A 5,281-nucleotide genomic window follows, 5' to 3' on the forward strand; every position below is an offset into this window, starting at 1 on the left:
GCGGCAGTCGGATCCGTGTTCAGCACATTCTTTTTGTAGATTTGCAACCCTACATCTGAGACCGTTCCATTGACTTCTCCATCAAACGCAGGACTCGTAATCGTGGCGGTGTGTCCAAGTTTTACGTGTTTGACATCGCTTTCGTAAACCTCGGCAATGGCATACATACGATCAGTCTGACCGAGCTCCACAATGCCGTCCTCGCTCACAACTTCACCTGCCCAAGTATGAACTTTCAGAATCTGCCCATCGCGCGGCGCTTTGATTGATGCTAAATCTAAATCGGCTTGCGCTTGCTGTACGGCAACAATCGCACTTTCCACTTCTGCCCGCGCTGCGTCGATATCTACGGGACGCACTTCTGCAATGCGTTCAAGCGTCGATTGCGCTTCATTCACCTGAGCTGTTAATGTCGATGCCGATTGATCGCGCGTTGCCTTGGCTTCGTTTAACTGTTGCACAGCTGCATCCAATGCCAAGCGTTTGTTGTCTCGTAATGACGCAGAAACAGCACCTTCTCGATACAAGTTTTCGTGTCGATCATACTCTGTTTGAGCATTGCGAACCTCGGCTTCGAGTCGCGCAACCGTGGCATCCTTGGCTCGGACATCCTCTCGCAACTGAGCTTGAGTGCGAATAATCGTGGCTTTCTGCGCATTAATCTCACCGTCTTTTGCACCGGCTTCTACTTGCGCTAGCTTGGTTTGAGCGATTCTGACTTGTCGTTTGGCTTGCTCTAACGCAGCTTGTAAACGATCGCGTGAATCCAGAATCGCAATCTTTTGATCCGCCCGAACCTGATCGCCTTGTTTCACGAATAACTGCGCCACGCGGCTTCCTTGCGAAGACCCTGCCAGCTTAATCACTTCGCCTTGCGGCTCCAATCGTCCCAATGCCGTAACGAATTGGGCTACCGGAGCCGCAACCGGAGGCGTTTGAGAATTTGACTGCACCATCCTGGAGCGGAATAACCCATAGGCAGACAAGCTTCCAAGCACAATCACACCACCTATGACTGCGATCACCACTCGTCCTCCCATCGTTTTAGGCAACAGACGCTTTGTCCATCCCAGCCTTTGATCTACACCGTCCATCCTTCAGTCCCTCACAGTTCCAGAGCAGTATTATGCAATTAGAATAGAAGCCTAACGCTCTTCCACCACTCTGGGGTGAAACCTTAATTTTTCGTTGGCTGAAATGACGAAAATTGGTTATTTTTTCCGAGACTGATGGAAGAAGGGAAAGAGCCAATTGTCAATGGAGAAAACGCGCGAATGTTTAAAGAGAAGAATCTCTTTATCAGTTACATTCCAAGCTGTGTAAGACATAATTACCTCTCACAAGGCGAAAATGAGCGAACGTACAGCACGATTTTTGCAATACAACCAAATGCCAAATAGCAAAAAGCGCTCCTTTTAAGAGCGCTAATTTAATAAACGCATTATAAAAAAATGACCACAACCTTACAACTACTTACTACTTTTGGTAGGTTGTTAGGTTGAAGTTGCTCGCTAACTTTAACAAGCAACACAATTCAATATAGAACATTAGCTAAGCTTTGTCAGTTATTAAAAAGTTATTAAAAAGTAATATTTATAGCCTGTTGGCTATAAAAAGCGTGTAATCCTTTTCTTAACTTTATCCTTTGATATCGTTTCTCTGTAAAGATGCACAGCCCCCCACTCGCAAGCCTACGGTATACACACAAGTAATATCTGAAAGGGTTTCAGGCGTTATAGACCCCTTAATTTGTCATTCCGAGCGCAGTGATAACGGAGCGAAGTAATCACATAATCTCGTAGCTTTTGCGATTGCTTCGTCGTTCCTCCTCGCAATGACGGCTTTCAGAGCGATCGCACAACCTAAAGCTAGAGGACGAAACCAAATGTCAGGTGGAATTTCACGACTTGTGTGTACACCGTAGCTCGCAAGCGGGGGGACTACGGGGAATCAGATAAAGTGCAATGTTGACCCTCTTTCATCACTCTGGGAGAAACCAATTGCTGTAAGGCTTTTGGCGCTTTATTTTCCGCATTTGGGCTATAAATTTTAGTTAATGGAGTGAAAATCAAGCCTCAAGCCTTGATGCAATCAAAGTTACAGTCTTTGGTTGAGATTTTTGTTTTCCGAGAGTGATGGAAGAGCGTTAAGAAGAATTGGTATGGCATAACACCTTTTAAAAGTTAGTAACTATAAGATATAACTAGTTAGCAACTGAAAAATTACACAAAATTTATTATTGTCTAATTATTGAGGTTGTTAAAAAACAACATTAACAACCTAACTGTCAAAATTATTAACAGTACATTGCAATCATCTAAATCATGACTACTACTCTTCAAAGACGCGAAAGCGCTAATTTGTGGGAGCGTTTCTGCCAGTGGATCACTAGCACTGACAACCGCCTTTATATTGGTTGGTTCGGTGTGCTGATGATTCCCACTTTGTTAGCCGCCACTACCTGCTTCATCATAGCCTTCATCGCAGCACCCCCCGTAGATATAGATGGTATCCGCGAACCGGTTGCGGGCTCTTTACTATATGGCAACAATATTATCTCCGGTGCGGTTGTACCTTCTTCTAACGCCATTGGTTTGCACTTTTACCCCATCTGGGAAGCAGCTTCCTTAGATGAATGGCTGTACAACGGTGGTCCATACCAGTTGGTCATCTTCCACTTCCTAATTGGTTGCTTCTGCTATCTAGGAAGGCAGTGGGAATTGTCCTATCGCTTAGGTATGCGCCCTTGGATTTGTGTAGCTTATAGCGCTCCTCTGGCGTCTGCAACCGCAGTCTTCCTGATTTATCCTATCGGGCAAGGCTCATTCTCCGATGGTATGCCTTTGGGCATCAGTGGCACTTTCAACTTCATGTTGGTGTTCCAAGCTGAACACAACATCTTGATGCATCCGTTTCATCAGTTAGGAGTTGTTGGTGTGTTTGGTGGAGCTTTAGTTTCTGCCATGCATGGTTCTCTTGTCACCTCCTCCCTAGTGCGTGAAACCAGCGAAACTGAGTCTGCTAATTACGGCTATAAATTCGGTCAGGAGCAAGAAACTTACAGCATTATCGCAGCTCACGGCTACCTGGGACGCTTGTTCTGGCAGTACGTCAGCTTCAGCAACTCGCGTTCTCTGCACTTTGTTCTAGCTGCTCTGCCTGTAACTGGTATCTGGTTTACGGCCCTAGGTATTAGCACGATGGCGTTTAACCTAAATGGTTTTAACTTCAACCAGTCAGTGATTGATGCTCAAGGTCATGTAATCAGTACTTGGGCTGACATTATTAACCGTGCCAACCTAGGTATGGAAGTGATGCACGAGCGTAACGCTCACAATTTCCCTCTCGACTTGGCTGCAGGTGAGTTTGCACCTGTTGCTCTAACTGCTCCTAGTATCCAAGGTTAAGGTTGCTAGAGTCCAAGTTTCATCTGTTGCTTGAAGCAACGGGCATAGTAGTTAGCTAATAAACTCCAAAAGCGCTCCTTATAAGGAGCGCTTTTTCAATTCAATGAGTAACGGAGAATGATCCTAAAAACTGGCCTAAAGTGTTAATACTCATCTGCTCCTAGTGCTTTTAATGTAACTTTCTGAGCTTCAGTGAGACCAACCACGTTACTGATATTCATATCCTCGTAGGGCCTTTTACTTATCAGTATTTTGAGACACTCACCCGTCTTAATATCCCAAAATCGTATTGTTTGATCTTCGCTACTACTAATAAGGAAATGACCACAGTCAGTGAAGGTAATTGAATAAACCAAGCTTGTATGTCCTTGTAATACTCTAAGGCATTCACCAGTGCCAACGTCCCAAACCCGTACCATTTTGTCAGAACTACCACTTGCTAGAGTTTGACCATCCGGACTGAAGGCAACAGACCGTACCCAATCAGTATGACCCTTTAAGATTCTAAGACACTGATCAGTGCTGACATTCCATATCCGCACCATTTGGTCAACACTACCACTAGCCAGAATTTTACCTTGAGGGCTGAAAGCAACAGAAGGCACCCAATTAGTGTGTCCTTGTAAAACTTTAAGACATTGACCAGTGCTAACATCCCACAGCCTTATCATTTCGTCACCACCAGTACTGGCCAACATTTTACCATCTGGATTATAGGCCACCGAAAAAATTAAATTGACGTGACCTGACAAAATTCTCAGACATTCGCCAGTGTTGACATCCCAAATTCGCACCATTTGGTCAACACTACCACTGGCTAGAGTTTGGCCATCTGGGCTGAAGGCAACAGATGGAACCAAACTAGTATGGCCCTTCAAGATTCTTAGACATTCGCCAGTGTTGACATCCCAGATTCGTACCATTTGATCACTACAACCACTGGCTAGAGTTCGACCATCTGGGCTGAAGGCAACAACAGACGAACCCCAATTATTGTAAGCCTTAAAGGTTCTAAGACACTGACCAGTGCTGACATCCCATATCTGCACCATTTGGCTGGCATCACCACTGGCTAATATCTTACCTTTAGGGCTAAAAGCGATAGACCATACCTCACTACTGTACCCTCGGAATGTTTTTAAGCACTGACCAGTTCTAAAGTCCCACAGTTTTATGGTAAGGCCTTCATCACTGCTGATCAGAGTTTGGTCATCTGGGCTAAAACATAAGCACTGAATATCATCGTTATGTCCCTGCAAAGTTCTAATGTGTTCACCCGTGCTGATGTCCCAAAGCTTTATCGTTCGGTTTGTACTAACACCTCCTATAACTTTACTGTCAAAACTGAAAGAAATACAGTGCATCCAAACAGTGTTTCCTTGTAAAGTTCTAATAAACTGACCAGTGTTGACATTCCAGAGCCGTACAATTCCCTCTGTGCCACTGCTAGCTAAAGTCTGACCATCAGCACTGAAAGTAACACATGCAACAGCACCTTCATGTCCCTGTAGAGTTTTCAAGCATTGACCGCTATTTTTATCCCACATTTTTATAGTTTTGTCTTCACTGCCACTAGCCAAAATTTGACTATCTGGGCTAAAGGCAATAGACAATACCCAACCTCTATGTCCCTGTAAAATTTGGGAACACTGACCAGTGTTAACATCCCATAATCTTCCAGTTTTGTCTTCACTGACACTAGCCAGGATCTCACCTTGAGGACTGAAAGCAACAGACCATATCCCACCTCTATGTCCATGAAAAATCTTTAGGCACTGACCTGTAGTGACATTCCATAGTTTTACCGTTTGGTCATGGCCGCTACTGATCAAGGTTTGACCATCAGGACTAAAAGCAATAGAGCGAACCCAACC

3 protein-coding genes are annotated in these 5,281 nt (G+C 44.7%); 1 reads left to right on the forward strand and 2 read right to left on the reverse strand.

The window, feature by feature from the left end:
• A partial coding sequence (locus tag IQ229_RS11775; RefSeq protein WP_228013399.1) for an ABC exporter membrane fusion protein occupies positions 1–1,094 on the reverse strand: 1,094 nt, incomplete at its 3' end.
• 1,230 nt (positions 1,095–2,324) lie between these two features.
• Here IQ229_RS11775 and psbA point away from each other — a divergent pair.
• Positions 2,325–3,407: a photosystem II q(b) protein gene (psbA, locus tag IQ229_RS11780; RefSeq protein ID WP_194043902.1), complete on the forward strand. Its 1,083-nt coding sequence runs from the start codon at positions 2,325–2,327 to the stop codon at positions 3,405–3,407.
• Positions 3,408–3,550: 143 nt separating this feature from the next.
• Here psbA and IQ229_RS11785 read toward each other — a convergent pair.
• On the reverse strand, positions 3,551–5,281 hold a 1,731-nt coding region (locus tag IQ229_RS11785), incomplete at its 5' end, for a WD40 repeat domain-containing protein (RefSeq protein ID WP_265582975.1).

It is taken from the genome of Nostoc cf. edaphicum LEGE 07299, assembly GCF_015207245.1.
GTDB lineage: Bacteria > Cyanobacteriota > Cyanobacteriia > Cyanobacteriales > Nostocaceae > Nostoc > Nostoc edaphicum_B.